Here is a 25,578-nt window from a genome sequence, read left to right as displayed (position 1 = left end):
GGTGTGTGCGAGTTGTCCGGATCACCACGGTCACGGGTGCCATCGGTGTCACTGACCAGCCATCAGGATGCCTCGGCGGACCAGTAGTCGGAGCGCACGTCGGGACGGGGCAGCGGGTAGACACCTTCGTACGACGGGCCGTTCGGCTCGGAGGTGGAATCGGCGACCTTCGACTCCTTCACGCAAGGACTGTCCGCCTCGAAGAACGCCTGCCCCTCTCCGCGGAAACTCAGACTGATGCCGAACCCGGCCTTCGTCTGCGCGTAGACCGCCGGGAACTCCTTGTCGTTGTTGATCCCCTTGATCCGGTAGTCGTTCTTCCGCCAGAACTTCTCCACCTTGTCCAGGAATTCCTCCCGCCGCCCGGCCGACACGATGGTCATCACGGTGCGCCTGCGGGTCACGTCGCAGCTTCCCGTCGTCGTCGGGCCGTGCGCCCACTGCACCTCGGGCTCGACGGCCTTCAGCACGGCGTCGAGCATGTCGTCGGACCGGTCGGCCGCTCCCTGCATGTCCATGGCGCCCTTCTTCCCCCCTGAACCGGTCGTCTGCAGGGAATCGTTCCCGCAGCCGGACAGCGAGAAGCCGAGAGCCAGGGCCACCGCAACGATCTGGAACATCCGCTTCATCGCTGTTCCTCCATCTTGAGCCGGTTGGAGTGGCCCGACACGATCAGAGCGATGCTGTCCGCCGACATGGCGTCCCGCACCGGATCAAAGTACTGGGAGTGCGCCTCCCCGCTCAGGCCGTGGCTGCTGATCACCGGTGGTCCATCGGCCACGGGGAAACGTCTGGCCCCGAACGCCTTGCTCGCCGGGTCCTTGCCGAACCACAGATCGTCGTCCCCCGGGTCGGCCAGATCCCCGGCGAGGTACGCCCCGGCGGGCCCCGCCAGCACCAACCCCACGGCGCCGACGGCCGACTGCAGCTTGGACGGAAGCTTGGTCACCGGGTCGTTCGCCGCAGCTCCGACGAAGACATGGCCTGCGCCCACACCGAGGTCCACTGCGTGGTCCACACCCACACCGGGGCTGCCGACCAGGATGATGTCGTCGACGCCCGGAATCCCACCGAGGCGCTGTGTCGCAGCGCCCACGGTCCGCGAGCCGTAGGAATGTCCGATGGCTGTCAGATGGGGATCCTTGTTCTGATTGGTGGCTGCCACGCCGCCCATGAAGTCGCTGTAGGCGGCCCCGCCCTTCACTGCCCGGCCGTCGCCCATGACCGCCAGGCTCCCCAGCCCGTCCGGGGTCTGCGGCGCGTCGTAACCGAGCCAGACGATGGACGCGCTGGACAGGTCGTACCCCTGGGCACCGATCGCCGTGTCCCGGGCCCGCTTGAGGTCGTTCTTCGCGAACTCCTCGTCCAGGGAGGTATTCAGCCCCGGCACATACGCCGACACGTTCTTCGACGTGTCCGGATTCCCGTACGAGACGATCGCCCGCCCGTTGCCCTCGTCCCCGATACCGAGCAGGAACATCGGCGGCTGCTTCCCGTTCTCCTTCAACTGCCGGTCGATCTCCCGCAACCCCGCCAGCTGCTTCTTGGACTTCGCGTCGTCCCGACGCTCCAACTTCCCGATCAGGTCACTCAGGTTGTCGCGGTTGGCCGCGTCCCGCGTCGCCGCCGGAATCCCGTCCAGATTGCCTATCCGGTCCGGGGAGACCACGAGGTACCGGTCGCGCTGATCCTGCGTCAGCCCGTCCCACCACACCTTTCGCCCGGCCGGCGTGGCAGAGCGCGGGATACGGGCGTCGAGGTAGTCGCGCTCGGCCTGCTGCACCACCGCCCCGACACGGGAGCCGGAGCCCGGCAGCCCCACCCCCACGCGACCGGCGCCGGTCGAAGCCCTGATCAGGTCCCCGGCCGCACCGGCACGGTCGCCCCGCGACCACTTGTTGTCCGCGCTCTGCGCGTACTGGACCACCTGGTCAGCCAGGTTCCTGCCGCTCGCGACGGGGTGAAGAACGGTATCGGCAGCGCCGGTGACATCACCCCACAGGCCGTCGCCGACAAGTCCCGTGAGGAACCCACCGCTCCCCGCCGCCGCCCGCCCGGTCCCGTTCGGCCGGCCGCTGTCCTTGCCGGCCTGGGTGGCTAAGTCGCCGCTGTCGGTCCCCCCGGCACCTCCAGAGCCGCCGCTGCCACCGGAGTTCGTACCTCCGGTGGCAGCCGACCCCCCGGAATCGGAACCGCCGGACGCGACCGATCCGCCTGAGTCCGACCCACCCGAATCCGACCCGCCGGATACTGCGGAACCGCCCGAGTCCGTACCACCGGAGCCCGTTCCACCACCGCTCGATGTCCCACCAACCGCACCGGCACCATGGCCGGCCACCACGTTCCCGTCCGTTGCCGGGCAGGCGCTCCCGGTCAGTTGGCAGATCGCACTCCGGATCTCGCCGGTCAGCTGTCCACCGACCTCCGTCGCCATGAGCGCGCCGACCAGAGCGACGACCACCAGGACCGTGCCCAGGTACTCCATCGCGCTCTGGCCGCGGTCCCTGCTCGGCGTGATCAACCGCAGAAGAATGAACGGCTTCCGGGTGCCGCGTTGTTCGACACCGAGTTCGAACCACGCGCGTAGACCTCGATGAAAAAGAAGAACGGCGACGACGATCGGCATCACCAGTTGAGGCACACCTTGGCCGCCGCCGTCTCCGCTCAGCGATGCCAGCGCGCCAATGGCAAGCCAGACGTGCACGGCAAGAAGACCGCGCCAGATCCAGACGCCACCGGTCCGCACATACAGCGACAGGACGAACCCGGCGGTGCCCGGCAACGCCGCGTACAACAGCATCCCCAGCAACCGGCCGTCCACCGCATCGACCGAGGACGCCACCGTCAGCACATCGATCGCGCCCACGACGGTGACCACGAAGAGCACTCGTACGAGGATCAGCACGGCTTGCAGAACACTCGGCGGCCGCCTGCCCGGACGGGCAGTCACACCACCCGCACCAGCACCCCCCGGAACCGCTAACCCTTGTAATCCAGACACGGCAAGTCCCCTACCTCGTGAGTGGGCGCAGTGATCAGCGGCCGGTCCGCCACCGCACGTATGCGACCACACAGGCACCGGACGGGGCATGGGCCCCAGGACCCAAAATGAGTCTCAAATTCCACAACGTCAGGACGCGCCGGCCGACCAGAAGTCGGAGTGGACGTTGGGACGCGGAAGAATCTCCAAACCCGGATAGCTGGGCCCATTCGGCTGGGTGGTGGAATCGGCAACCTCCGACTTCTCCACGCATGGGCTGTCGACCTCGAAGAACGCCTGACCTTCGCCTCCGATGATCAGAGTGACCCCGAATCCGTCCTTCGTCTGAGCAAAGATCGCCGGTACATCCTCATCGTTGTTGACAGCCTTGATCCTGTAGCCGCTCTTTCGCCAGAAGCGATCCACTACGCCCAGGAAACTGCCGCGGCGCCCTGCCGAAACGATGGTCATTACTGCGCGCCTTCGAGTTAAGTCACACGTGCCGGTGGTGGTCGGACCATGTGTCCACTGCACTTCCGGTTCAATCTCCTTCAGTACGGCGTCGAGGATTCCATCGGCCCGGACCGCCGCCTCCTGCATATTCATATCCGTCCGCTTCCCTCCATTCGCGCAACCGGAGATTGCCATACACAGCAGAAGTGCCGCCGTCGCGACCCGTAATAGGAGTCTCATCGATACTCCTCCGTCTTAAGTTTTTGTGAGCGCCCTGCAGCAACTAGAGCAATGCTGCTTGCCGATACTGCGTCTCTGTCCGGGTCAAAGTACTGGGAGTGTGCATCGATCGAGAATCCCCTTCCGCTGATCAAATCCGGCCCTTCATTCACAGAAAAGCGCTTCGCGCCAAATTCCCGACTAGCCGGGTCCTTGCCGAACCAGAGATCATCATCTCCCGGGTCGGCGAGATCTCCAGCGAAATAGGCACCGGATGGCCCCCCAGCGATCAACCCCACCGCGCCGACAACAGTCTGCTGCTTGGATGGGAGCTTGGTCACCACGTCGTTCTCGGCCGCCCCGACGAAGACGTGATCCTTTCCGATCCCGAGATCCTCGGCGTGGTCCACACCGACACCGGGGCTGCCTACGAGGACGATGTCATCCACTCCGGGAATCCCGTTGCCTTGCTGTGTGGCTGCTCCGACAGTGCGGGAGCCATACGAGTGCCCAATGACCGTCAGGTGCGGGTCCTCATTCTCATTCGTAGACACCAGGCCGCGCATAAATCCGTTGAATACACTGCCACCCCTCTCCGCCCTTTCGTCACCCATTACCGCCAAGCTCCGAATTCCGTCCGGCGTCTGTGGTGCGTCATAGCCAAGCCAGACGATCGCTGCACTGGAATGATCGAGATAACGAGTTCCGATCGCCGTGTCACGAGCACGCTTGAGGTCACCCTCCGCAAAGTCCTTATCCAGCGAAGTGTTCAACCCCGGAACATATGCCGACACATTTCTGGCCGTATCCGGATTGCCAAACGAGACGATTGCCCGTCCGTTTCCCTCGTCGCTAATCCCAAGCAGATGCATGGCGGGCTCACCAGGTTTGCGCGGCAGGTGCAGTTGCCGCTCGATCTCCCGCAGCCCCGCCAACTGCGTCTCCGCCCTCTCGTCGTCCCGCCCCTCCAGCTTCCCGATCAGCAGCTGAAGGTTGTCCCGGTTGGCCGCATCCCGTACCACCGCCGGGATCCCGTCCAGGTTGCCGATCTGGTCCGGGTACACCGCGAGGTACTCCTCCCGCTGTTCCTGTGTCAGACCGGCCCACCACGCCTTCCGTTCGGCCGGGCTCGCATCGTGCGGGATGGCGTCTTTCAGGTATCCGCGCGCCGCTCCCCGTACGGCTGCCGCGTCCGTCGCCGCGTCCGTCCAGGTCGCGTCGGGGACCTTCAGCCCCTCCTCGGCCTTCAACTTCCGCAGGATCCCTGTGTACCGCCAGTCGATCTCCTTGGCCGTCCGCACGGCCTTCTCCACCCGGTCCGCGATCTCCTGCGCTTTTGCCGCATGCGGGTTGGGCGCGACGAGCCCCGAGGGCGGCAGCAGACCCGGTAACCCTCGTCCGCTCGCCGTCCCGCCCGGCAGCGGCTTCCCGTCGATCAGGCCTTCGCCGGCCTCGGGATACGTCACCGACCCGTCCGGGTGCACCGTGAACTTCAGGGCGTCCGCATCGGCCAACGCCCCCTGAAGCGCCCGCTGCTGGGCCCCCATCTCGTGCGCCAGGCTGTTCAGCGCGGTACGGAGCAGGCCGCACTCCGTGTACACGTACTGGAAGTTCCGGCTCAGCTGCCGTAGCCGCGCCACCGCCGCATCGGCCGCCTCGCCCTGCTGCGTGCCGAGCAAGCCGTTCATCAGCCGCTTGTCGATACTGTCCCGGCCCGCGTCGGCACGGTTGCTCGCCCGGCCCCACCCGTCGGCCGCGCCCTCCAGCTCGGCGCACTTCAGGTCGCGTAGCTGCGACCAAGTGAGCGTCGACGTCACTGCCCACCACCGCGCGCCGCCACCGGTGCGAAGGACTGCCTCACGGCCTCGTTCGTCTCGCCCTGGGCACGGGCGACGTCCCGCAGATTCCCGGCGAGGCTCCGGCACTCGCCGCGCGCGGCTTCGATCCGCCGCTGCCACGACGCCCGTACGGCGCCCAGTTCGGTCAGCGCCTCCAGTCCGGCGGTCCCCGCCACGACGCCCTCGTGCGCGGTCTCCAGCTCGGACTTCACCGGACCCAGCTGTGTGTGCAGCGCATCCGCTCCCCCGGCGGCCCGCATCCAGGGTCCATCGCTGTGCTTCAGCTCATCCCCGCCGCCACCACCTCCCCCTGCCCCTGCCCCGCCCAGATCACGCAGCCTCTGCCTCTGCCCACCCACCACGGCCACACCGCTCACCCCGCTCCTTGATCGTGGAGCGGCACTGTGCCAAATCCGGCGCCCCCGACACGCCGACCGCGGCAGCACCCGGGACGGGCGTACGGCCCTGAATCCCAAGGCCCGTCGCCCGCATCACCCCCAGCAGGATTCACCCGAATGGTGGGCCGTCGAGCCCTCGGTCAACGATCCGACCGCGGACCTCTGCGGGGCCGAAGGACCCTCGCGACAAGCGATCAAGTTCGAAGCACCGCTCAAGGCACCACTCGAGGCACCGTTCGATCACAGGCCGAAAAGACACGTATGGCCCATATAAGGCCAAGTCGATACCAATAACACACATTTCTCATGGTTTCATCTCGCCATGGAGGAGATCAGATGAAAACTGGAGACAAGCAGGCGGCCCCGTCTCGACGGAGCGTGCTGGCCGCTGCCGCACTGGCACCGGTGCTGGCCGGGGCGGGACCGGCCGCCGCTCGCTCGATGCCCGACGGTGCGGCCGGGGCCTGGCCTCACATGCGGGTCAAGCCGGTGACCACCACCATGGCGGACTGGGCGGCCGTAGCGAATGTGCTGGGCCGCAGCGGCAACCTGCTGCGAGGGACGACGTACCACACCCCCTTCCCCCGCGACGATCTTCGCGTCGTCGTCGAGGGCGACATCGTCATCACGCCGGAGCTCGCACTGGGTGCGCACGTGGCCTTCGTCCGCTACGCCGACGGCAGCACGATGTGCATGGGCGATGTGGCGGTCACCGAGGGGGAACTGCAGCAGGTGATCGACGCCTGGCAGGCGAACGGAATCGCGCAGACCGCGCTCCACAAGCATCTGCCCGCCCATAGCCCCGACATCTGGTGGGTCCACGTCCACGGACACGGTCATGACGAACTGGCCCTGGCGCGCGGCCTGCGCGCGGGATTCGAACGCACCGGCATCCCGCCGGCGACTCCGTCCGGCCCGCCGGGCCCCGTCGACCTGGACATCGCCGGAATCGAAGCTGCGCTGGGCGCCAAGGGTTCCAGCGACGGCGTGGTCTACAAGGCCGTCTTCGCCCGCCGCGAGACGATCTGCGACGGCCATCTGGTACTGCCCTCCGGTCTGGGCGCGACCAGCGCGTTCATTTTCCAGCCGCTGGGAAACGGCAGGGCAGCACTCAGCGGCGACTGCGTCATGCTCGCCGAGGAGGTCCAGAACGTACTGGGAGCCTTGCGGCGGGGCGGGATCGAACTCGTCGAACTGCACAACCACCACTTGACGGAGAGTCCCCGCCTGTTCTTCACCCATTTCTGGGCCGTGGGCGACGCTGTGGAGCTCGCCGAAGCGCTGCGCCCCGCAGTGGATGCGACCAACGTGGTGCCGACCAGCGGCGTATGACGAGCAGACGGCGGATTGCTGCCCCCACGGCATCCCCGCGCTGCCGGTGACGGTTCCTCGCTGTCGGCCGCCCCGCCCCCACCAGCCCCGCAGGACATCACCGCGGGCGGGCCGCGACCCCTTGATGTGGGCCAATTGCCCCACAGTGGTGCGTGCCCCGGCGGTCGGCGGGGTACCCACGACATACCTATGCCCTACTTCATCCCGGTAGGTGCTGCATCGCCCCTCAGAACCCATATCTGGAGCTCCGTATGGAACCAGTCGCCACCCCGCGGAACTGCCCGTTCGACTATGCCGAGGCCCTCGAATTCGACCCGCTGCTCAGGCAGCTGCAGTCCGAAGAACCCGTTGCCCGCATCCGGCTGCCCCACGGCGACGGAGAGGCATGGCTCGTCACCGGCTACGACGACGTGCGCACGGTGACCACCGACCGGCGCTTCAGCCGCAGCGCCATCATCGGCAAGGACTTCCCGCGCATGACTCCTGAACCCATCGTTCAGGACGAGGCGATCAACGTGATGGACCCTCCGGCCAGCAGCCGCCTGCGCAGCCTGATCTCCAAGGGTTTCGCGCCGCGCCACATGGAACGCATGCAGGTCCGTACCCAGCATGTCGTGGATGAGCTGCTGGACCGGATGGAGGAGCACGGTTCGCCGGCCGACCTATTCGAGCACCTGGCCGCCCCGCTGCCCCTGACCACCATCTGCGAGGTCCTCGACATTCCCGAGGGCGACCGCTCGCAACTGCGTGCTCACGCGCGGACCATGATGGACACCACCATCGAGAACCGGGACGACGCGGTACGGGCCAAGGCCGACCTCCGTGCCTACTTCAAGACGTTGACGGCGGACCGGCGCGAGAACCCGGGCGACGACCTGATCAGTGCGCTGGCCACCGCCCGCGACGGGGACGAGCTCCTCAACGACCAGGAACTGACCGTCATGGCCATGGTCCTGCTCATCACCGGCCAGGACACCACCACGTACCAGATCGGGAACATCGCCTACACCCTGCTCACCCGGCCCAAGGAGCTCGCCATGCTGCGCGAGCGTCCCGAGATGCTTCCGCAGGCCATCGAGGAGCTGTTGCGCTTCATCCCCTTCCGCAAGGGTGTCGGCATCCCCCGCGTCGCCCTGGAGGACGCGGAACTGAGCGGGGTGAAGATCCGAGCGGGAGACATCGTGCACGTCTCCTATCTGACGGCCAACCGCGACGGCCGGAAGTTCGACCGGCCCGACGAGCTGGATCTGGAACGCAACGGTCCGTCCCACATGACCTTCGGCTGGGGTGGCCATCACTGCCTCGGCGCCCCACTTGCCGCCACGGAACTCCAAGTCGCACTCGGAACCCTCCTGGAACGCTTCCCGGACCTCAGGCTGGCGAAGCCGGCCGAAGAAGTGCGTTGGAACAAGACGTCGATCTGGCGCTATCCGCTCGCACTTCCCGTCACCTGGTGACGTCGGTATTCCAGCAAGCCACCGACCCCTCACGTCCGGCAACGAGGGCGGCGCCGATCAGGTGAAGCGGCGCCGCAACGGCACGCGGACACCGGCGGGGCCGCCCCGCCGGTGTGGTGCCACGCCCCGCCCGGCGCGGTGCGTCCCGACCCTCACGGGACGCCTCGTCAGGGGCGGCGGGACGGGTCGTGCGCGGGCCGGAGAACACCCGGCTCCGGGGACCGCTCGCCGCGACCGGGGAAAGGGCTGTCATCGACCCCGGAAGGGGCCGTGACCGGCCCGGAGTCACCCCCGGCAAGGCGGCAGACCCCGGAACGATCGGGGCCGTCCCGACAGCGCGTTCTGCCCGAAATGCGACCCTCATCTGCCTGCCGTAGCGTGATGCGAGGGCCAGCCAAGGTGTGGCGGAAAACCCTCTGTCCATACGGTGAGAACTTGGTATTTCGTCGGTCGGCCCGTCCGCGCCCACTCCAGGGACATCGAATCGCGGCACCGCAACCACCCACGACCCGCTTCGCGCGATCCCGCGCGTACCGCGCCGCAGTGGCGGCCGTCCATCGGCGGATGTCCCAGATCTGTTCAGGGCTCGGCCGTGTGGACCACCGTCCGCTAGGAGGAGATCCATGGCGGTACTCTGCAAGCCGGCAATCGCAGTTCCCGAGTACGTCATCACCAAGGACGAAACACTCGAACTGGCGCAACGGTTGCACGGCGACCATCCGCAGCTCAGTCTCGTCCTCCGTCTGATCGAGAACACCGGTGTGCAGAAACGGCACCTGATCCAGCCGATCGAAAAGGTGCTGGAGCACCCGGGGTTCGACGCCCGCAGCATCGTCTACGAGGCGCAGACCAAGGACCGGGTGCCGGCTGTTGTCCGCCAGGCACTCGACCAGGCGGAACTGGAGCCGTCACAGATCGACTTGATCATCTACGTCTCCTGCACGGGCTTCATGATGCCTCCGCCGACCGCCTGGCTCATCGGCAAGATGGGCTTCCGGCCGGAGACACGACAGATGCCGATCGCCCAACTCGGCTGCGCCGCAGGCGGTGCGGCCGTCAACCGGGCCCACGACTTCTGCACGGCCTACCCCGACGCCAACGTCCTCATCGTCGCCTGCGAGTTCTGCTCGCTGTGCTACCAGCCCACCGACCTGGGTGTCGGATCCCTGCTGTCCAACGGGCTGTTCGGCGACGGAATCGCCGCAGCAGTGGTACGCGGCCAAGGCGGCACCGGGATCCGCCTGGAACGCAACGGCTCGTACATCATCCCGGACACCGAGGACTGGATCTCCTACGCCGTCCGGTCCACGGGCTTCCACTTCCAGCTCGACAAGCGCGTGCCCGGGACCATGGAGCCACTCGCCCCGGCCCTCAAGGCCGTCGCGGAGCAGCACCAGTGGAACGCCAGCAAGCTGGACTTCTACATCATCCACGCGGGCGGTCCGCGCATCCTGGACGACCTGAGCCTCTTCCTCGACGTGCCGCCCGAGGCGTTCCGCTTCAGCCGGGCGACGCTCACCGAGTACGGCAACATAGCCAGCGCGGTGGTACTCGACGCCCTGGCCCGCATGTTCGACGAGGCATCAGCCCTCCACGGCCAGCGCGGCATGATGGCCGGTTTCGGACCGGGCATCACCGCCGAGATCTCCCTGGGCACCTGGACCTCGGAGCCCGAGGCGGAGGGCTGAGCCGCACAACAGCATGGTGTGCCCGCCCGGCAACCCGACCCGGAAGCCCGGCGAACACACCACCCCGACCCCCGGTCCTCAGGCGCCTTGCGCAGCTTGAGGACCGGGGGCAGTACGTGCGGAACAGCCCATCGCCTGCTGCCACGGGCGGCCCGCAGAGCCGGCAAGGCGCCCCACAGACCCGGATATCCACGCCCTGCCCGAACCGCGGCCCCGCCCGCCCGCACCCGTACGCGTACCACCGAAATCCGGCCGATCCCGATGGTCTACATTCACCGGCCATGACAAGACCATCCGATGCCGTCCCCCGCAGCCCTCAGTCGCTCGCGCGGGCCGCACAGATCCTCATAGGGCTGCACGCCCTGCTCGACCCCACGCGGCCGAAGCTCTTCGATGCGACGGACGACGGGCTCTTCTACTCCCGCTACGTGTCGGCATCCGCCCTGGTGGGGCTCGCCACGCTCGTCACCTTCCTGCTCTGGTTCCGCCGATGCCGGTACAACGCCCAGGCACTGTCGGTCGGCCCGTTCGCCCACACACCGGGCTGGGCGGTGGGCGCCTGGTTCACGCCGGTACTGATGTGGTGGCGGCCCCGTCGTATAGCTCTCGACATCCACCGGGCCGTCGGCCACGACCCCGCCCCGGACACCACCGTCACGCTCATCAACGCCTGGTGGGCAGCGTGGATCGCGCACATGGTGGGATCCGCGATGGCCAGCACCGCGAGCTACGCCGACTCCGTCGTTCTCTCAGTGGTGAGCCAGGCTGTGTATCTGATCGCCGCGGTCTTCGTCATCCTGGTCATCCAGCGGATCACCGCCGCGCAGACGAGGGCGGTCGCCACGTACACACCGGCCGAGGTAGCGGCTGTCTGAGCACCCTGCAGCGGTTACGCGTCGGTCGGCACCGAGCGGTGTGCCGACCGGCCCGAGGCCAGCATCCGACGCCCGCCGACACCCGACTTCGCAGGTTCGGGTTCAGTCGCGCGGAAGCCGCATCGCCAGGCCGTCGAGGACGACGTCCAGGCCGTAGGCGAACTTGGTTTCGCGGATCTCACCGGGGTCGAGGGCCAGGGGGGCGGCGTAGGAGTCGGCGAGGTGGTCGTGGCCGGCCGCGGCCTGCTGGGCGGCGGGCATGAGACGGGCGATGAAGGCGGCCTCGGTCTCGCCGGAGCGGGCGACCGTGGTGAGCCAGGCCGCCTCCGTGGTGCTCATGCCGATGACGTAGGACAGGACGGTGTCGATCGCACGGCTCGGCTCGGGAAAGCCGGCGGCCGTGAACAGGGCGGCCAGCCGCTCGGAGAACGACATGAGGTTCGGGCCCAGGTAGGCGAGGCCCGCCTGCCCCAGGACCGAGGACAGCCACGGGTGGCGCAGGGCCGTCGCCCGGAAGGACCGGGCGGCCTCCGTGGCGGCGGCGCGCCAGTCGGGGCTGTCGGCCTCGGGGTCCTGCCCGGCAAAGTCCGGCGAGGGGACGACGATCTCGGCGGCGACCTCGTCCACCGCGAGCTCCATCAGCTCGTCCTTGGTCGCGACGTGCCGGTAGAGGGAAGTCGCGCCGGCGTTCAGGCGGGCGCCGAGCTTGCGCATGCTCAGTGCCTCGATGCCGTCGGCGTCCAGCATGGCGATCGCCTCGCGGACGATCGCGGCCCGGCTGAGTGCGGGCTGGTCGGGCGTCGGCTGCTGCCGGGCCCACACGGACGGGATCGGGTTCGTCCTGGCGGTCATGGCGCCTCCTAGTGCGTACACCGTTCGCATTCAGCGTACATGAGGGATGCTTGCGAACGCCGTACCCATCTGCGTACAGTGTTCGCATCGAAGGAACAGCGTGCGCAGCCGAAAGGAAATCCCATGGAAACCCGCAATCCCCGCCGCTGGTGGATCCTCGTCGTGCTGTGCCTGAGCACGCTGGTCCTGGTGATCGACAGCATGGCGCTGACCGTCGCGGTGCCGTCGATGACCGAGGACATCGGCGCGAGCGCCCAGGACATCCAGTGGATCCTCGACTCCTACATCCTGGTCTTCGCCGGGCTCCTGCTCACCTCCGGCAGCCTCGGCGACCGGTTCGGCCGCCGAAAGATCATGATCATCGGCCTGCTGCTCTTCGGAGCGGCGTCACTGGCCGCGACTTTCTGCACGAACCCCGGCGAGGTGATCGCAGCGCGGGTCGCGATGGGCGTCGGCGGGGCGCTGATCATGCCCTCGACGCTGTCGATCCTCATCACCGTCTTCGACGAGGAGGAACGCCCCAAAGCGATGGCGGCGTGGGGCTCGGTGTCGATGCTCGGTCTGGTCGGCAGCCCGGTGCTCGGCGGCGCGCTGATCGACCACTTCTCCTGGCACTCGATCTTCTTCATCAACGTCCCGGTCGTCGCACTGGCCGTCCTGGCGGCCCTCGTCCTCATGCCGGAGTCGAAGGGGCCGTGGCAGAAGCCCGACCCGCTCGGTGCGGTGCTGTCCGCGGCCGGCATGACCGCCCTCATCTGGTGGATCATCGAACTCCCGCAGCACGGCGCCTTCGGCGGCCGCTCGGCGATCACCCTGGCCGTCGCAGTGATCGCCCTCGGCGGGTTCGTGGTCTGGGAGAACGTCACCCCCGCGCCGATGGTGCCGCTGGTCCTGTTCAAGCACCGCAACTTCAGCGGCGGTTCGCTCTCGCTGACCCTCGTGCAGATCGGCAACGGCGGCCTGCTGCTGGTGCTCACCCAGTACCTGCAGTTCGTCCTCGGCTACTCGCCGGTCAAGGCGGGCCTCGCGTTCGTGCCGCTGGCCGTCGCCGCACTGATCGGCAACACCGCCGGCGCCGGACTCGCCGCGAAGATCGGCAATCGCTTCCTGGTGCTGGCCGGGATGCTCGTCATGGCCTCCTCCTTCGCACTGCTGGCCACCGTCTCGGCGGACTCAGGCTTCACCGTCCCGGCGGTCGCGCTCGGACTGCTCGGCCTCGGCGCCGGCCTCGCGATGCCGGCCGCGGTCGGCGCACTGATGGGCACCATCCCGCCGGAGAAGGCCGGCGTCGGCTCCGCCCTCAACGACACCATCCAGCAGGCCGGCACGGCGCTCGGCATCGCGATCCTCGGCTCGCTGCTGACGAGCGGCTTCCGCAGCGAGATGCCGGCCGACGCACCTGAGCAGGCCAAGCAGTCGATCGCCGGCGCACTGGCCGCCGCCCACGGCGACACCGGCCTCGTCCACGCCGCCCGGGAGGCGTTCACCGCCTCGATGTCGGCCACCTTCACCGTCAGCGCGATCGGCGTCCTCGCCGCCGCCCTCCTGGCGACCCTGGTCATGCGCGACGCCAAGCCCGCGCCTGCCGCGGCCCCGGCGGAGGAGTCCGAACTCGTCGCCTGACGTCGCCGAACGACCGGCGCCCACCAGCGGGGCCTCATCCGCGTCATCGGATGAGGCCCCGCCACCCGTGCTCCCTCTCTTCCTCCGCCTTCGCTGCGCACTCCACCCAGAGCAGTTTCCCGCCCTGCCCCGGCAGACCGCCGCGCATCGGGTACGCGCCCCAACTGTCCGCCCAGAGGGTCACGAGATAGAGCCCGCGCCCACGTTCGGCGAGCTCCGCCGGGGCCTCCGCGCTCCATTCGAACGGTGCCGGGATGCACGGGTTGGTGTCCCAGACGCTCAGCCTGATCCGATGCCGTCCGGCATCGCGCAGACGGAGGGAGTACGGGCCCTCGGAGTGCAGGTACGCGTTGGTGACCAGCTCGCTCACCAGGAGTTCGGCAGTCTCGGTGAGCTCACTCATGCCGTGTACGCGCAGGACGGTACGGAGGGTGGTGCGGGCAACGCCGGGGGCACGGGGATCCTGTGGGAGTTGGAGGGTGTACGACCAGGGCGGCGTTACGGTGGCCGGAACCATGGAAGTCTCCGATCGCGGAGGGAAGTTGGATCGTGCGTTTCTGGTTGCCCGGTGACGAGGCCGCTCCGTCGAGCGGGGTACTTCCGGGCGGGTGGCCTGGACCTCAAGCTAGCGGCTCGCCGCATAAACTATTTGCCAGATCGACAATTGCTTGAGAGAAGCACTCGTGTGAGTGACGCCATCACCACGGTGTCCAACAAGGAGAGTTGACGCATGGCGCTCAGAGGCACACCCAGCGTCCGGCGGCTACGCCTCGGGACAGAGCTGCGCAGGTTGCGGGATCGCGCAGGACTCACCGCCACTGAAGGCGCGCGCCTGCTCGGCATCAGCCAGGCCCAGCTCAGCAACATCGAGGCGAGCCGTTTCGGCGTGAGCCCGGAGCGACTTCACGCCATGGCTCGCAATTATCGCTGTTCAGACACTGCTTACATCCAGGGATTGCTGGATCTCGCCGGGGAGCGCACGCCCGGTTGGTGGGAGACGTTCCGCGAGGTCCTGCCCGCTCCCCTGCTGGACATCGCGGAACTGGAGCACCACGCCACCGGACTGCAGTCCGCCAACACGTCCCACATCCCGGGACTTCTGCAGACCACGGACCACGCTCGCGAGATCTTTCGACAGGTCGTACCCGAGTTCTCCCGTTCGGACATCGAGCACCGGGTGAGCCACCGGCTCCAGCGCCAGGCCGTCCTCGACCGCACAGCTTCCCCGCCTTACCAAGCGGTCATCCACGAAGCAGCACTCCGCGTACCGGTCGGTGGCACAACCGTCGCCAAGGCCCAGCTCCGCCATCTTCTGGAACAGAGCGAGCGCGAACACATCACGATCCAGGTGATCCCGTTCGCCATCGGCGCCTATCCCGGATCAGGCCAGACAATCCTGTACGTACGCGGATCGGCACCCCGACTCGACACCGTCTCCCTGGACCAGTCGCACGGCCCCGCTCTGGTGGACGCCGAGGCGGAGCTGGAGGCTTACCGCCTCCTCCTGGCCCGCATGGAGGCGGTCGCACTGACACCCGGCACGTCCCGTGACTTCATCCATAGCCTGGTCAACGACCTGTGAAGGAGCCCAACATGCCCTCGCACCAGTGGCAGAAGTCGTCGTACTGCGGACAGGGCGAGTCCTGCATACACGTCGCCGCCCACGACAACACGATCAACGTCATGGAGAGCGGCGACCCCACCGGCGCGACTCTCCACACCACCCCCGCCGCCTGGGCCGCCCTCATCCGGACCGTCAAGGACACCGCCCACCATGGCTGACCGGGCGATCCCCGCCGAACTCGCCTGGGTCCGCGCCGCTCCCGAGGGCGAAGAGGGCCCAGGCCCCTGGATCGAGCTCGCCTTCGGCCCCGACGGGCTCGTCCACCTTCGAGAGACCAGCGACCCGGCCAACATCGTCACGACCACCCGGGCGAAATGGGAGGCCTTCACCAAGGGCGTCATGGCCGGCGAGTTCGACCACTTCGCCGAAGTCGACAACCAGGGCCCGGCCACCTCGTCCTGATTGCTCGGCTCCGGCCTGGTGGCAGCGCGCCCGGGTCCGGATCACCGGGTCCCGGCGGCAAGGGGTACCGGTGGAACCGGGCGTTCGTTCGCCTGACGGCAATGTGCCACTCACCGGCTGCTTCTCCGGGACTGTTCCCTGTTCGTCCGACCAGCGCATATTCACTACGCAACGAACCCGTCCGCGCATTGAACTCGCCGCTGTCCGGGCACAACAGAGCACATCGCCACCGTCAGGCCCCGGCAGCAAGGACTGATCCATGAACCGTCTCGCGCACTCGATCAACATCACGGAAGACGTACCGGGCCGGATACTGCACTGGAACTTCTTCATCGGCGGCCACTTGAGCGCCTCGGTACCCGTACGCCTCGTCGAGCGCACGGATGAGGGCCAGCTGGTGTGGATGGAGACAGGTGCGCCCATGTGGCGCACGGAGCTCCCGGGCGGCGCACATCTTCGCGACATCGCCCCGGACGACCGACCCGCCGCCGGATACCCGGTGGTACCCGGCCGCTGGCCGATGGGCAGCGCCCTGTTCTATCAGCCCTCCGGCGCCGCGCATTCCGTGCTCTGGCTCTTCGGACGCAGGGGGAAGTTCCGTGGCTGGTACGTGAATCTGGAGCGCCGCGTCCACCACGGCGACGACATCGACATCGCCGACCACGAGCTCGACATCAACGTGGCGCCGGACCGGTCCTGGCAGTGGAAGGACGAGGAGTCCTTCGCCGAGAAGACCGGCCACCCCGTCTACTGGTCGGTCGATGAAGCGGCAGCCATCCGAGCCGAGGGCACGAGAGTCGCGCGGCTCGCCGAGGCCGGAACCTTCCCCTTCGACGGCTCCTGGTGCGACTTCCGGCCGCCGAGGACCTGGACGACGCCGCCCCGCCCGCCGGTGCCCCGCCGCCCCATTCTCTGACTGCCCCTCAACCCGCCTGCCCTGATGGGTGCAGTTACGGAAAGGAAGCGGGCCTCGGCCAGGGTGGCGGGATGCCGATCGTTGCCCGGGGTCACCCACCGTGATACACAGAGTAACCATATATATGTGGTCACACACCGATTCGATCCGCAGGTCAGGGCGGTCGGACCGGTCAAACGTGCGAGATCCCATGAAAGAGAGCCGCCAAGTCGTCGTACCAGGACGGTTTCATCAGCGAAGATAGAGAGTGACCCGTGCTATGTGGCAGGGGCAGTGAACTACCCAACAGGGGCGGTGACTTACATGGTCCTGGCAGCTGACACTGATAAGGGCGGTATCAGCACCATCATCAACGGCATCGCACCCAAGTGGGGGCCGTTCGGAGCCCTGGGCGACGAAGCCAAAGTGATGATCGAGGTCGTCATGGCCGTTGCCATCCTGCTCTGCTTCGGCATCGCCATCTGGGGAGCGGCCAAGCAGCGCATCGGCGCGACGGCGTTGCGCGACACGTTCAGCGCAGAACAGGGCAAGGGTCTGATTGTTGCCGGTTTGACCGGTGTGTTCATCATCGGATCGCTGGGGACCCTGTTCACCATCGTCTACGGCATGGCCATCTAACCATCCGTCAGCCTGGCCGGACGCGCCGTCCCCGCCCCGGTTCCGCTCCCACACCACCCGTCCGTCGTGCCCACCGACAGAGGTTGCGTCTCCCTGATGTCGAGTCATTACACCGCGCCCACGCAGGAGCCAGCACGGCTACCGTCGAACCACGCGGATTCGCACATGGTTGAGGGGGCCTACGCGGCATGAGTCTCGGCGACGACGGCTACGGCGGCGATTCGCGCTCGGGCCGTACAGACGATGGATACAGCACCCTCGGCGGTACGCGCCAGACCCGTACCCGATTCGCCGACGGCACAGGCGGCGACGGCTACGGCGGCAGCCGCCGCCCGGCCCGCAGCTCGCGGTCCCTGACCATGGTGGTCGGCGTGGTCGTTCTGCTGGTCGCGGCTATCGCGTTCGCGAACATGGGCGGGGGCGACGACGACAGCGGATCCTCGGGCGGGAGCGGCGGCGGCAAGGCGGGGGCGGCACCCACCGCGGCGACGGGCACGAAGCCGGTGACGGGGAAGAACGGCAAGATCGCGTCGGGGTTCGCGCATAACGAGCAGGGGGCGCAGAGCGCGGCAACCAATTACGCAGTGGCGCTGGGTTCCGCCGAGATGTTCAACGCCACCGCGCGTCGGGGAATCCTGCAAGCCACCCACGACCCGGCTGTCGTCGAGCGTCTCCAGACCGACATGGACAAGGCCTACTCCGCAAGTCTCTTCAAGAACGTCGGGCTGAACGAAGACGGCAGCACACCCAGTGGGCTGACGTTCGTCTCCCGGACAGTGCCCGTTGGCACCAAGGTGGTCAAGCAGAGCGGCGACACGGCCACCGTCGAGGTTTGGTGCACAGGGCTTGTCGGGCTGGCCGGGCAGGGATCCACCAAGCCCGTCACCGAAACCTGGTTCACCATCACCGAGAACCTCAAGTGGGTCCAGAACGACTGGAAGATCGAGTCGTCGAACCAGACAGAGGGCCCGACGCCGGTCACCGGCGACAACCGGGCATCGACTGCAGACGACATCGCCGGTGCGGTTGAGGAGTACGGAGGCTTCACCTATGCCCGTTAGCCGTCGCTCCCGCGCGATCTCACTCACGACTGTCCTGGGCAGCCTCCCAGCCACGGTCCTGCTCCTGGCGTCCCATGCCTCCGCAGCACCCACTCCGACACCAAGCCCGTCGCCGAGCAAGAGCAATAACGCCTGCGACCTCATCGTCGGCCTCGCCAAGGACTACTGCGAAAACGGCGACGCCGGCAGCCCCAGCACCACCTCCCCCGACGACGCCGCCAACGCCCTCGACCCCCTCTCCTCCCTCGCCCGCGGCTGCGCCGACGCCGCCGCCTGGATCGTCGGCAAGCTCAGCGAGGCAGTCAAAGGCACCGCGAACGTCGACTTCACGAACCCCAAGTTCCTCCAGCAGTACGCGGTCATCTTCGCCGCCTCCACCGTGCTCACCCTCGTCCTCTGGCTGCTCGCCGTCGCCAAGCGCGCCATCCGTGGCGTTCCGGTGGCCACCGCGATCTCCGAGGCTGTCGGGTTCCTCTGGCTGACCGTGCTCGCCTCCGCGTTCACGCCGCTCATCCTCTACACGGTCGTCTCGGCGACCGACGGGGTCACCGACGTCATCGCGTCCTCCTCCGGCGGGCAGACCGATGTCTTCTTCGGGTCGTTCGCCGAGGCGCTGAGCAAGGGCTCCGACATCGGCGGCGGGCCGATCATGCTGATCGTCGTCTCGCTCGTGTCCATCCTCGCCGCGGGCGTGCTCTGGCTGGAGCTCGTGATCCGGGCGGCCCTGCTGTACGTCGGTGCGCTCCTCGGCGTCGTCGTCTATTCGGGTCTCGTCGACAAGAACATGTGGGGCCACGTCCGCCGCTGGGCAGGCATCATGATCGCGGTGATCATGGTGAAGCCCGTCATCGTCATCGTGCTCGGACTGGCCGGTGCGCTCTCCTCCGACGGCGGGCCGAACGCGTTCTCCGCCGTCGTCTCCGGCCTCGCCATCATCCTGCTCGCAATCTTCGCCTCGGCGATGATCTACCGCTTCGTCCCCGGCTTCGGCGACGAGATCCAGGGCGCCCGCACCAACCGTAAGCAGGCCACCGACGGCGCCCAGGCCGCCGCCCTGATCAGCTCCCCCGCCGCTCTCGTCTCGCAGGGGATCAAGACCCACAGCAGCCGCAGCGGCGGAGACAACGGGGGACAGGGCGGCGGTAACAGCGGTGGCAGGCCCGCCAACCCGGTCAGCGGCGGGGTGGCCGCGCACAGCTCCCGTAACAGCGGCGGGAGCGGGGTCGGCGGCGGATCTGTCCCCTCCGCCGCACCTCCGCCCCGCAGCGGATCGGGGCCCACCTCGGGCACCCCGCACAGCAGCCGCGCCACCCGAGGCGGCGGTACAGGCAACTCAGGTAACGACCGCACAGGAGGTGGAGGGCGTTGACGACCCAGTCCCATCCGGTCACGCCTCGCCGTACGTATCTCATCGGCCGGGCCCGGCCGAACGCGATCGTCGGCAAGAACCGCGAGACCGGCGAGATCGCGCTGATCATCGTCGGCGCGTTCCTCGGCATGATGAGCGGGCTGATCGTCCCCGTCCTGTCCCTGCGGATCGTGCTCCTCACCGGCTTCCCGCTGATGGCCCTGGCCATGGTGTACGTCCCGTACAAGCACCGCACCTTCTACAAATGGTTCGAGATCAACCGCAGCTTCAAGCGGTCCCTGCGCCGCGGCACCACGTACCGTTCCGCCGCCATGGAAGCCGGCGTACGGGCCGACGGCCGCGAGATCGAGATCGGGCCGCCCCCCGGCATCGGCCGGATCAACTGGCTGGCCGCGCCCTTCGGCCCGGACGAGATCGCCGTGCTGCTGCACGCCGACCGCCGTACCGTCACGGCGGCGATCGAGATCGAGGGACCCGGCGTCGGGCTGCGCGACAGCGAGGACCAGGAGGCGCTGGTCGACCGCTTCGGCACACTCCTCAAGCATGTGGCCAACGGCGACGGCTTCGTGACCCGCATTCAGATGCTGGCCCGGACCCTCCCGGCCGACCCCGACGCACACGCCAAGGACGTCGCCCAGCGCGGCGACAAGGCGGCCCCGGGCTGGCTGCAGGAGTCGTACGACCAGCTGCAGTCGATGGTCTCCACCTCCAGCGAACAGCACCGCGCCTACCTCGTCGCCTGCATGCACTTCAACCGCGAACTGGCCGCCGAGGCCAACGCCATGGCCCGCGCCGCCCGCCCGCAGGCCGGCCGCAAGCTCGACCGGGACGCGGGCCTCGCCGTCGTCATGGCGCGCGAACTGACCGACATCTGCGCCCGCCTCGCCGAGGCGGACATCCGGGTACGCCAGCCGCTCGGCCAGAGCCGGTTGGCCTCGCTCGTGCACTCGATGTACGACCCCGACCACCCCATCGACCACATCCAGGCGATGACGAAGCGCAACGCCTGGCCCGCCGAGCTGGACGCCGTCGAGCCGACGTTCCTGCAGGCCAAGACCCGCGAGTCGACGACCCGCGCGCCCTGGTGCCACGCCACGGCATGGGTGAAGGAGTGGCCGATGACACCCGTCGGCGTCAACTTCCTGGCCCCGCTCCTCGTGCACACCCCGGACGTCATCCGTACCGTCGCGGTCTGCATGGACCTCGAACCCACCGAGGTCGCCATCGAGCGGATGCTCACGGAGAAGACGAACGACGAGGCCGAGGCGAGCCGCCAGGCCAAGATGAACCGGACCGTCGACCCGCGCGACATCGCCGCGCACGGCAGGCTCGACCAGCGGGGTGAAGATCTCGCGAGCGGCGCGGCCGGTGTGAACCTCGTGGGGTACATCACCGTGTCGTCGCGATCACCCGAAGCCCTCGCCCGCGACAAGCGGACGATCCGGGCCTCGGCCGGCAAGTCGTACCTGAAGCTGGAGTGGTGCGACCGCGAGCACCACCGCGCCTTTGTGAACACGCTGCCGTTCGCCACCGGCATCCGTCGCTAACCGAGAGGGCAGTCACGCCATGCGAGATCCTCTGTCCGCGTTGTCGGATGCCTTCACCTCCTTCCTCTTCGGGAAGGTGGAGACGACCAGGCTGCCCGTACGAACCTCGACCGGGCAGGCCCAGGCCGTCTACCTGCCCACCGCCGCCCCCGGCCTCGGCGACTCAGGCGTGATCATCGGCCGCGAGGTGTACTCCGGCAAGGGCTACATCTACGACCCCTTCCAGCTGTACGGACAGCAGCTCCCCGCCCCGCACTGGCTGGTGCTCGGGGAGTCCGGAAACGGCAAGTCCGCGCTGGAGAAGACGTATGTGCTCCGCCAGCTCAGGTTCCGCGACCGTCAGGTCGTCGTCCTCGACGCGCAGGGCGAGGACGGCGTCGGCGAGTGGAACCTCATCGCCCAGGAGCTCGGCCTCACCCCCATCCGGCTCGACCCGACCGCGGCCCTGAACGGCGGCATCCGGCTCAACCCGCTCGACCCCTCGATCACCACGACCGGCCAGCTCGCACTGCTCCGTACGATCATTGAAGTCGCGATGGGCCACGGCCTCGACGAGCGCTCCGGCTTCGCGCTGAAGGTCGCGCACGCCTACGTCAACCAGGCGATCAGCGACCGGCAGCCGGTGCTCACCGACATCGTCGAGCAACTGCGCCACCCGGAGCCCGAGTCGGCCGAGGCGATGAACGTCGACATAGACGACGTACGGGCCTGGGGCCTCGATGTCGCCCTTGTCCTGGACCGGCTGGTCGACGGTGACCTGCGTGGCATGTTCGACGGCCCGACCTCGGCCGGCATCGATCTGGACGCTCCGCTGATCGTCTTCGACCTGTCGCACATCGACCGGAACTCGATCGCCATGCCGATCCTGATGGCGATCGTCGGCGTATGGCTGGAACACACCTGGATCAGGCCCGACCGGAAGAAGCGCATCTTCCTGGTCGAGGAGGCCTGGCACATCATCAACTCCCCGTTCGTCGCCCAGCTCTTCCAGCGCCTGCTCAAGTTCGGCCGACGGCTGGGCCTGTCGTTCGTCGCCGTGGTCCACCACCTCAGCGACGTGGTCGACGGGGCCGCGGCACGCGAGGCGGCGGCGATCCTGAAAATGGCCTCGACCCGGACGATCTACGCGCAGAAGGCGGACGAGGCCAGAGCGACCGGGCGCGTACTCGGCCTGCCCCGCTGGGCGGTCGAGATCATTCCCACCCTCACCCCCGGCATCGCGGTATGGGACGTCAACGGCAACGTACAGGTGGTCAAACACCTGATCACCGAGGCGGAGCGCCCCCTCGTCTACACGGACCGCGCCATGACCGAGTCCTCGGCCGCAGATCTCCTGCCGGAGGACGTACGAGCCGCGGAGCTGGAGGCGGAGCAGCGCGCGGCACGCATCGAGCACCAGCAACGACTGAACGAGTCGTCCGAGTCAACGGTGGCATGACATGGCGGGACGCACAGAACAGCAGACCGGACCGGGCACCGGCGGTGTCCCGGACGGTCTGCTGGTCGGCCTGCTGGGCTTCCTGCTCGGGCTGACCATCCTCGTCTGGACGGCCACCGGCCTGTCCGGACTGTTCACACACGGCGCCTGGCCGAAGGGCGTCACCTTCACCGAGACCCCGCTGGCCATGCGCCGGCTGGCGGCGTCCCCGCACGACATGACCGCCGCCTGGCCCGAAACACCGGCTGGCGACCTCTCCGGATACGGGCTGTTCTGGGGCCTGTTCATCGGCGAGCTCATGGTGCTCATGGTGCTGACGGTGTTCGTGATGGGCGTGGTGACCCGGTGGCGACTGGTACGGGCACGCCGTCGCGAAGAACGCCGTCAGGGACGTCATGAGGAGCGCTACGCGGAGCACTCTGCGCAAGCAGAGCCCGCCGCGGTGGTAGCTGTGGAGGCTGTGGAAGCAACCGTCCCTGCGACGTCGTCCCTCGCTCCTGCTCCTGCTCCTGAGCCGGCTCCCGCGACCACAGCCGCAGCAACGACAGCGACAGAAGCGCCGGCCGAGGCCGACGTGCGGACAGAGCTCCTCCCCCTCGCGCCGGTCGTCCCCTCCCCGCGCACGCCCCTCGTCGTCTACGGCCCGGCGGCCACCCGTCGCCCCACCGTCGTGCAGGCCATCCGGGAGGCCGACGGACCCGCTCTCGTCGTCACGTCCGACCCCACAGTCTGGGCGGAGACGAAGGACGCCCGCGCCAAGCTCGGCCCGGTCCTCATCTACGACCCGGGTCACCTCTGCGACACCCCGGCCCGCCTCCACTGGTCCCCCACCGCCGGGTGCGAAGCACCGGACACGGCCGCCGCCCGCGCCATCGCCCTCCTCGCCCCGGTCCGGCCGCAGGCCCGCATCGACGCGATGACGGCCGAGACCGCGGAGACCCTCCTCCAGTGCTGGCTGCACGCCGCCGCCATAGACGGTCGGCCGTTCCGCCAGGTGCACCGCTGGGCCCTCGGTGGCAACGCCCATGAACCGGTACGGCTCCTCCGCACCCACACCAAGGCCGCCTCCGGACTCGCCGGCCTGCTGGAGTCCGCGCTCACCGGTCATCCCGAACGCAGGGAGATGGCACAGGAGCTGACGGTACGGGCGTTCGCCGCACTCTCCTCGATCCACATCCGCGAGGCCTGCACACCGAACCGATCCGATTCGCTCGCGCTGGAATCTTTTGCGGGCGAAGGGGGCACTCTTTATGTGGTAGGTGAACCCATCGAGGATCCTCGCTCCGGCCCCGGTGCGATGCCCCTGCTCACCGCCCTCGCCTCACACGTGGTCGAGCACGGCCGCCGCATGGCCGCACGGTCAACCGACGGTCGGCTCGACCCACCAATGACGCTCGTCCTCGACGACGTCGCGGCTGTGGCGCCTCTTCCCCAGCTTCCGGAGCTGCTCTCGACGAACCAGGACCAGGCCCTACCGACGCTGGTCCTGCTCCGCTCGCAGGAACAGGCCCGAGCCCGCTGGACGTCCCCGCTCCAGCCATGACTCGGTGGCTGGAGCGGCGGCCAGGAACGGCACTTCAGGCAGCAGCCCCTGAACGGGACTGCTCCGGTCCGGGGCCACAGCGTGCCGACCGGCACTGAAGACGTCAGGCGGGGCGGACGATCTCGTACTCCAGCTCCCGCGCCGTCGGATCGCCCGGTACGGCGAGGGTCTCCCCGCTCGGTGCGAAACCGAACCGCCGGTAGAAGGCAGCGGCCCGCGGATTGCTCTCGTGCACGTACAGCCGCACCCGCTCGATCCGCGGATCGCCCAGTGACCACGCCCATTCGACCCCGGCCCGGAACAACTGCTCGGCCAGTCCGCTGCCCCGCGCCTCCGCCCTCAGGAACACACCGACCACATGAGCCTGGTGGACCTTGGCCGGTTCACCGAACCGCAGATCATCGTCCGGCCGCTCGACAAGCACGGTGATCGACCCCGCCCAGCTCCCGTCAGGCGCCTCGGCGATGAACTGACGCACCTCGGCACCACCGCCCTCCGACCCACGGGCCGTGCGGTCCTGCCAGAACTCGTCGGGCTGGGCGACGGCCTGCTCGTACGTCTCCAGAAAAGCCACCGGTGCCACGGGATCCTGCAGAGCGGCGAGCCGGAGCTCCTTGGCGAGCGCCCATTCCTCGGCGCGTACGGGCCGAATCACATAGTCCATACACCGATCCTGTCTCGCCCCGCGTCCCCCGGCAATCGAATTCCTGCCCAACCTCGCACCTCAGCTCGTACCGTCCAGTCCCGTGACAGACATGGATGACAAGACGACCGACGAGACAGCCGGCCTACTCTCGGCCTATGACGAGCAGATGCGGGGCGTGTCGCCCAACCCTCCGGCGGGCGTCGGCTACGAACAGGACGGCCCCCTGATCCGGACCGTCGGCCAGTTCCGCGGCTTCATCAGCGCCCCGCGCGACGTGCAGGTACGCGGCGCCGCACTCGACGCGCTGATCGCCCGTCAGCGTGACCGATTCGCCGCCCGCGCCCAGATCGCAGCAGCTCGCGGGGTCAATTATCTGCAAGTGGACGCGTCCAGCGACAGCGCACCGATCCTGCGCCGACTCGGCTTCCAGGCAGTGACCACCACGACCCCTTACGTATGGTCTCCGCCGGAGGAAACGGTCGGCCCGTAAACGCAGAAAAGCCCCGTGCCACAAGGGCACGGGGCTTTCCCGGAATAATTGTTCGGCGGCGTCCTACTCTCCCACAGGGTCCCCCCTGCAGTACCATCGGCGCTGAAAGGCTTAGCTTCCGGGTTCGGAATGTAACCGGGCGTTTCCCTAACGCAATGACCACCGAAACACTATGAAATTAACCAACACCGGGCAACAACACGGCCGTT

At 68.2% G+C, this 25,578-nt stretch carries 24 protein-coding genes and 1 rRNA gene; 16 read left to right on the top strand and 9 right to left on the bottom strand.

Annotated features, from left to right (window positions below; translation table 11 throughout):
- Positions 1 to 62 precede the first annotated feature (62 nt).
- The 5 genes from OHB49_RS22915 to OHB49_RS22895 form a co-directional block, all read right to left on the bottom strand.
- Complete coding sequence (locus OHB49_RS22915; protein ID WP_329162601.1) at positions 63 to 629, bottom strand: hypothetical protein; 567 nt, start codon at positions 627 to 629, stop codon at positions 63 to 65.
- Positions 626 to 2,950: an alpha/beta hydrolase gene (locus tag OHB49_RS22910; protein WP_329162599.1), complete on the bottom strand. Its 2,325-nt coding sequence runs from the start codon at positions 2,948 to 2,950 to the stop codon at positions 626 to 628. Before OHB49_RS22910 ends, OHB49_RS22915 begins: the two co-directional genes overlap by 4 nt.
- 180 nt (positions 2,951 to 3,130) lie before the next feature.
- Positions 3,131 to 3,586 (bottom strand): hypothetical protein, encoded by a 456-nt coding sequence (locus OHB49_RS22905; protein ID WP_329162597.1) that lies wholly within the window; start codon positions 3,584 to 3,586, stop codon positions 3,131 to 3,133.
- An 83-nt stretch (positions 3,587 to 3,669) separates the two neighbouring features.
- Positions 3,670 to 5,469 carry an alpha/beta hydrolase gene (locus tag OHB49_RS22900; RefSeq protein WP_329162595.1) on the bottom strand — a complete coding sequence of 600 codons (1,800 nt, stop codon included), beginning with the start codon at positions 5,467 to 5,469 and terminating at the stop codon, positions 3,670 to 3,672.
- Positions 5,466 to 5,867: a hypothetical protein gene (locus OHB49_RS22895; RefSeq protein WP_199919193.1), complete on the bottom strand. Its 402-nt coding sequence runs from the start codon at positions 5,865 to 5,867 to the stop codon at positions 5,466 to 5,468. The genes OHB49_RS22900 and OHB49_RS22895 overlap by 4 nt, the downstream gene beginning before the upstream one ends.
- A 357-nt stretch (positions 5,868 to 6,224) precedes the next feature.
- Here OHB49_RS22895 and OHB49_RS22890 point away from each other — a divergent pair, with 357 nt between their 5' ends.
- The 4 genes from OHB49_RS22890 to OHB49_RS22875 all read left to right on the top strand — a co-directional run bounded on the left by OHB49_RS22890 (position 6,225) and on the right by OHB49_RS22875 (position 11,240).
- Positions 6,225 to 7,220 (top strand): DUF1259 domain-containing protein, encoded by a 996-nt coding sequence (locus OHB49_RS22890; protein ID WP_234432847.1) that lies wholly within the window; start codon positions 6,225 to 6,227, stop codon positions 7,218 to 7,220.
- Between the two features lie 251 nt (positions 7,221 to 7,471).
- Entirely contained in the window at positions 7,472 to 8,677 is a 1,206-nt protein-coding gene (locus OHB49_RS22885) for a cytochrome P450 (RefSeq protein ID WP_329162593.1), read from the top strand.
- Positions 8,678 to 9,300: 623 nt separating this feature from the next.
- Complete coding sequence (locus OHB49_RS22880; protein WP_030972064.1) at positions 9,301 to 10,365, top strand: type III polyketide synthase; 1,065 nt, start codon at positions 9,301 to 9,303, stop codon at positions 10,363 to 10,365.
- Positions 10,366 to 10,646: 281 nt separating this feature from the next.
- Positions 10,647 to 11,240, top strand: coding sequence for a DUF4328 domain-containing protein (locus tag OHB49_RS22875; protein ID WP_329162589.1), 594 nt, complete (start codon positions 10,647 to 10,649; stop codon positions 11,238 to 11,240).
- 102 nt (positions 11,241 to 11,342) lie between these two features.
- Here OHB49_RS22875 and OHB49_RS22870 read toward each other — a convergent pair whose 3' ends face one another.
- Positions 11,343 to 12,092, bottom strand: coding sequence for a TetR/AcrR family transcriptional regulator (locus OHB49_RS22870; RefSeq protein WP_030972053.1), 750 nt, complete (start codon positions 12,090 to 12,092; stop codon positions 11,343 to 11,345).
- A 123-nt stretch (positions 12,093 to 12,215) separates the two neighbouring features.
- On the opposite strand from OHB49_RS22870, the gene OHB49_RS22865 reads away from it, so the two are divergent.
- On the top strand, positions 12,216 to 13,715 hold the full coding sequence (locus tag OHB49_RS22865; RefSeq protein WP_329162587.1) for an MFS transporter: 1,500 nt from the start codon (positions 12,216 to 12,218) through the stop codon (positions 13,713 to 13,715).
- A 43-nt stretch (positions 13,716 to 13,758) separates the two neighbouring features.
- Here the strand turns inward: OHB49_RS22865 and OHB49_RS22860 are convergent, their stop codons facing one another.
- Entirely contained in the window at positions 13,759 to 14,232 is a 474-nt protein-coding gene (locus tag OHB49_RS22860; protein ID WP_329162585.1) for an ATP-binding protein, read from the bottom strand.
- Positions 14,233 to 14,445: 213 nt separating this feature from the next.
- Between OHB49_RS22860 and OHB49_RS22855 the strand changes: the two genes are divergently transcribed.
- The 10 genes from OHB49_RS22855 to OHB49_RS22810 all read left to right on the top strand — a co-directional run bounded on the left by OHB49_RS22855 (position 14,446) and on the right by OHB49_RS22810 (position 24,233).
- Entirely contained in the window at positions 14,446 to 15,297 is an 852-nt protein-coding gene (locus OHB49_RS22855) for a helix-turn-helix domain-containing protein (RefSeq protein WP_329162583.1), read from the top strand.
- An 11-nt stretch (positions 15,298 to 15,308) separates the two neighbouring features.
- Positions 15,309 to 15,497, top strand: a complete 189-nt coding sequence (locus OHB49_RS22850; protein WP_329162581.1) for a DUF397 domain-containing protein — start codon at positions 15,309 to 15,311, stop codon at positions 15,495 to 15,497.
- Positions 15,490 to 15,741: a DUF397 domain-containing protein gene (locus OHB49_RS22845; protein WP_329162580.1), complete on the top strand. Its 252-nt coding sequence runs from the start codon at positions 15,490 to 15,492 to the stop codon at positions 15,739 to 15,741. Before OHB49_RS22850 ends, OHB49_RS22845 begins: the two co-directional genes overlap by 8 nt.
- Positions 15,742 to 16,000: 259 nt before the next feature.
- Positions 16,001 to 16,657, top strand: coding sequence for a DUF402 domain-containing protein (locus OHB49_RS22840; RefSeq protein ID WP_052189583.1), 657 nt, complete (start codon positions 16,001 to 16,003; stop codon positions 16,655 to 16,657).
- A gap of 303 nt (positions 16,658 to 16,960) precedes the next feature.
- Complete coding sequence (locus tag OHB49_RS22835) at positions 16,961 to 17,275, top strand: hypothetical protein (protein WP_030924923.1); 315 nt, start codon at positions 16,961 to 16,963, stop codon at positions 17,273 to 17,275.
- Positions 17,276 to 17,463: 188 nt separating this feature from the next.
- Complete coding sequence (locus OHB49_RS22830) at positions 17,464 to 18,336, top strand: hypothetical protein (protein WP_329162576.1); 873 nt, start codon at positions 17,464 to 17,466, stop codon at positions 18,334 to 18,336.
- Positions 18,326 to 19,705 carry a hypothetical protein gene (locus OHB49_RS22825; protein ID WP_329162573.1) on the top strand — a complete coding sequence of 460 codons (1,380 nt, stop codon included), beginning with the start codon at positions 18,326 to 18,328 and terminating at the stop codon, positions 19,703 to 19,705. Before OHB49_RS22830 ends, OHB49_RS22825 begins: the two co-directional genes overlap by 11 nt.
- Complete coding sequence (locus OHB49_RS22820; RefSeq protein ID WP_030972039.1) at positions 19,702 to 21,252, top strand: SCO6880 family protein; 1,551 nt, start codon at positions 19,702 to 19,704, stop codon at positions 21,250 to 21,252. Before OHB49_RS22825 ends, OHB49_RS22820 begins: the two co-directional genes overlap by 4 nt.
- A gap of 19 nt (positions 21,253 to 21,271) precedes the next feature.
- The gene (locus tag OHB49_RS22815) at positions 21,272 to 22,690 is read left to right on the top strand and encodes an ATP-binding protein (RefSeq protein ID WP_329162571.1); all 1,419 of its coding nucleotides are present in this window, start codon (positions 21,272 to 21,274) and stop codon (positions 22,688 to 22,690) included.
- A 1-nt stretch (position 22,691) separates the two neighbouring features.
- Complete coding sequence (locus OHB49_RS22810; RefSeq protein ID WP_329162568.1) at positions 22,692 to 24,233, top strand: type VI secretion protein; 1,542 nt, start codon at positions 22,692 to 22,694, stop codon at positions 24,231 to 24,233.
- Positions 24,234 to 24,336: 103 nt separating this feature from the next.
- On the opposite strand, the gene OHB49_RS22805 is transcribed toward OHB49_RS22810, so the two are convergent.
- Positions 24,337 to 24,897 carry a GNAT family N-acetyltransferase gene (locus OHB49_RS22805; RefSeq protein ID WP_329162566.1) on the bottom strand — a complete coding sequence of 187 codons (561 nt, stop codon included), beginning with the start codon at positions 24,895 to 24,897 and terminating at the stop codon, positions 24,337 to 24,339.
- Between the two features lie 91 nt (positions 24,898 to 24,988).
- On the opposite strand from OHB49_RS22805, the gene OHB49_RS22800 reads away from it, so the two are divergent.
- Positions 24,989 to 25,369, top strand: coding sequence for a hypothetical protein (locus OHB49_RS22800; protein WP_329166589.1), 381 nt, complete (start codon positions 24,989 to 24,991; stop codon positions 25,367 to 25,369).
- A gap of 50 nt (positions 25,370 to 25,419) precedes the next feature.
- Here the strand turns inward: OHB49_RS22800 and rrf are convergent.
- Positions 25,420 to 25,536: ribosomal RNA gene (gene rrf, locus OHB49_RS22795) — 5S ribosomal RNA — on the bottom strand.
- Positions 25,537 to 25,578 lie beyond the last annotated feature (42 nt).

It is taken from the genome of Streptomyces sp. NBC_01717, from assembly GCF_036248255.1.
Taxonomy (GTDB): domain Bacteria; phylum Actinomycetota; class Actinomycetes; order Streptomycetales; family Streptomycetaceae; genus Streptomyces.
The sequence above is the reverse complement of the archived record's forward strand: the minus strand, read 5'-3'. Positions and strand labels throughout refer to the sequence as shown.

Excerpts from the sequence above, each read along its gene's own strand:
- OHB49_RS22810 (WP_329162568.1), top strand. The coding sequence starts at position 22,692 with ATGGCGGGACGCACAGAACAGCAGACCGGACCGGGCACCGGCGGTGTC.
- OHB49_RS22905 (WP_329162597.1), bottom strand. The coding sequence starts at position 3,586 with ATGAATATGCAGGAGGCGGCGGTCCGGGCCGATGGAATCCTCGACGCC.
- OHB49_RS22915 (WP_329162601.1), bottom strand. The coding sequence starts at position 629 with ATGAAGCGGATGTTCCAGATCGTTGCGGTGGCCCTGGCTCTCGGCTTC.
- OHB49_RS22870 (WP_030972053.1), bottom strand. The coding sequence starts at position 12,092 with ATGACCGCCAGGACGAACCCGATCCCGTCCGTGTGGGCCCGGCAGCAG.
- OHB49_RS22850 (WP_329162581.1), top strand. The coding sequence starts at position 15,309 with ATGCCCTCGCACCAGTGGCAGAAGTCGTCGTACTGCGGACAGGGCGAG.
- OHB49_RS22830 (WP_329162576.1), top strand. The coding sequence starts at position 17,464 with ATGAGTCTCGGCGACGACGGCTACGGCGGCGATTCGCGCTCGGGCCGT.
- OHB49_RS22885 (WP_329162593.1), top strand. The coding sequence starts at position 7,472 with ATGGAACCAGTCGCCACCCCGCGGAACTGCCCGTTCGACTATGCCGAG.
- OHB49_RS22855 (WP_329162583.1), top strand. The coding sequence starts at position 14,446 with ATGGCGCTCAGAGGCACACCCAGCGTCCGGCGGCTACGCCTCGGGACA.
- OHB49_RS22835 (WP_030924923.1), top strand. The coding sequence starts at position 16,961 with ATGGTCCTGGCAGCTGACACTGATAAGGGCGGTATCAGCACCATCATC.
- OHB49_RS22825 (WP_329162573.1), top strand. The coding sequence starts at position 18,326 with ATGCCCGTTAGCCGTCGCTCCCGCGCGATCTCACTCACGACTGTCCTG.
- OHB49_RS22845 (WP_329162580.1), top strand. The coding sequence starts at position 15,490 with ATGGCTGACCGGGCGATCCCCGCCGAACTCGCCTGGGTCCGCGCCGCT.
- OHB49_RS22865 (WP_329162587.1), top strand. The coding sequence starts at position 12,216 with ATGGAAACCCGCAATCCCCGCCGCTGGTGGATCCTCGTCGTGCTGTGC.
- OHB49_RS22805 (WP_329162566.1), bottom strand. The coding sequence starts at position 24,897 with ATGGACTATGTGATTCGGCCCGTACGCGCCGAGGAATGGGCGCTCGCC.
- OHB49_RS22875 (WP_329162589.1), top strand. The coding sequence starts at position 10,647 with ATGACAAGACCATCCGATGCCGTCCCCCGCAGCCCTCAGTCGCTCGCG.
- OHB49_RS22860 (WP_329162585.1), bottom strand. The coding sequence starts at position 14,232 with ATGGTTCCGGCCACCGTAACGCCGCCCTGGTCGTACACCCTCCAACTC.
- OHB49_RS22890 (WP_234432847.1), top strand. The coding sequence starts at position 6,225 with ATGAAAACTGGAGACAAGCAGGCGGCCCCGTCTCGACGGAGCGTGCTG.
- OHB49_RS22880 (WP_030972064.1), top strand. The coding sequence starts at position 9,301 with ATGGCGGTACTCTGCAAGCCGGCAATCGCAGTTCCCGAGTACGTCATC.
- OHB49_RS22800 (WP_329166589.1), top strand. The coding sequence starts at position 24,989 with ATGGATGACAAGACGACCGACGAGACAGCCGGCCTACTCTCGGCCTAT.
- OHB49_RS22815 (WP_329162571.1), top strand. The coding sequence starts at position 21,272 with ATGCGAGATCCTCTGTCCGCGTTGTCGGATGCCTTCACCTCCTTCCTC.
- OHB49_RS22840 (WP_052189583.1), top strand. The coding sequence starts at position 16,001 with ATGAACCGTCTCGCGCACTCGATCAACATCACGGAAGACGTACCGGGC.